This is a genomic window from Neisseria sp. P0021.S005 (genome assembly GCF_051956955.1).
The window spans coordinates 1-1420 of record NZ_JBQCWY010000758.1; the positions used below are offsets into that span (position 1 = coordinate 1).

Annotated in this window: 2 protein-coding genes; both read left to right on the top strand. The window is 49.3% G+C overall.

The features are described from left to right. Positions 1-202: 202 nt before the first annotated feature. Positions 203-826: a c-type cytochrome gene (locus ACTHUE_RS19055; RefSeq protein WP_003684518.1), complete on the top strand. Its 624-nt coding sequence runs from the start codon at positions 203-205 to the stop codon at positions 824-826. Positions 827-1031: 205 nt separating this feature from the next. Continuing rightward, the coding region (locus tag ACTHUE_RS19060; RefSeq protein ID WP_440424177.1) for a cytochrome c biogenesis protein ResB at positions 1032-1420 on the top strand (389 nt) is incomplete at its 3' end.

Here is a 1420-nt window from a genome sequence, read left to right on the forward strand (position 1 = left end):
CATGGAAACAAAACTGCAACATCATAATTTGTATCGGGCATTTATGTTGCAGCAGTTTGGTAATTTGAGTAGTAATTTAATGTAAACTTGGTATAGAATAGCACGTTTATAGAATTATCGGTTTTAATCGGGAAAATTCCCCGGTATTTGAGTATAAAAAAGGCATTGACGCGGTACGCAATGCTGTAATCAGGAGCACTCCATGAAACGATTGACTTTATTGGCCTTGGTATTGGCTGCCGGTGCGGTTTCCGCTGCCCCTAAAGCAGATGCTGAAAAAGGCAAACAGGTAGCGACTACTATCTGTGCGGCGTGTCACGCAGCCGATGGTAACAGCGGTATCGCAACTTATCCTAAACTGGCAGGTCAGGCTGCGGCCTACACCTACGGTCAAACCATGGCCATCAAAGACGGTACCCGTACCCACGGTGCTGCCGGCGTGATGAAACCGATGGTGATGAACTTGTCCGAACAAGACATCCGCGACGCTGCCGCCTACTACGCCAAACAACAAGGCAAACCGGGCGAAGCCAATCCTAAAGAAAACCCAGAGCTGGGCGCGAAAATCTATCGCGGCGGCCTGAGCGCTAAAAAACTGCCGGCATGTATGTCTTGCCACGGCCCTAGCGGCGCAGGTATCCCGGGCGGCGGTACTGAAATCCAAGCCTATCCTCGTTTGGGCGGCCAACACAAAGCTTACGTTGTCGAGCAAATGAAAGCTTACCAATCCGGCCAACGTAAAAACGCTATCATGGCCGATATTGCCAACCGCCTGAGCGAAGAAGAGTTGAACGCAGTAGCCAACTTCATTCAAGGTTTGCACTAAATTTCGTTCTGAAACGAGTTTATTGATACAGGCCGTCTGAAAACCCTTCAGACGGCCTTAGCCAATATAAACCGATAAGCCTGATTGGTTTTTTCAAATAGCGACGGCAAGATTTTTACTGCAATATGCAATATTCTTCCTTTCGCATCACACGTCATAGCAGTCCGTTCTACCGATCGGGTTGCCCCAAGCCGACATTTGAGATATGAGTAAATCTTCATCATCCGTCCCACTTATCCGTAGACCATGGTTTGCCTTTTTCAGCTCCATGCGTTTTGCCGTTGCCCTGCTCAGCCTGTTGGGCGTGGCTTCGATTATCGGTACGGTCTTGCAGCAAAACCAGCCGCAAGTCGATTATTTGGTGAAATTCGGCCCGTTTTGGTCGCAGATTTTCGGCTTTTTGGGCCTGTACGACGTGTATGCCTCGGCGTGGTTCGTTGTCATCATGATGTTTTTGGTGATTTCCACCGGATTGTGCCTGATTCGCAATGTTCCGCCGTTTTTGCGCGAGATTCGTTCGTTCCGTGAAAACGCGAAGGAAAAATCGCTGGCGGCAATGCGCCATTCCATCGTTTTAGACGGACAGGTGACGCC

Bases quoted from the DNA above. Each gene is read 5' to 3' on its own strand.
- ACTHUE_RS19055 (WP_003684518.1), top strand. From the start codon at position 203: ATGAAACGATTGACTTTATTGGCCTTGGTATTGGCTGCCGGTGCGGTT.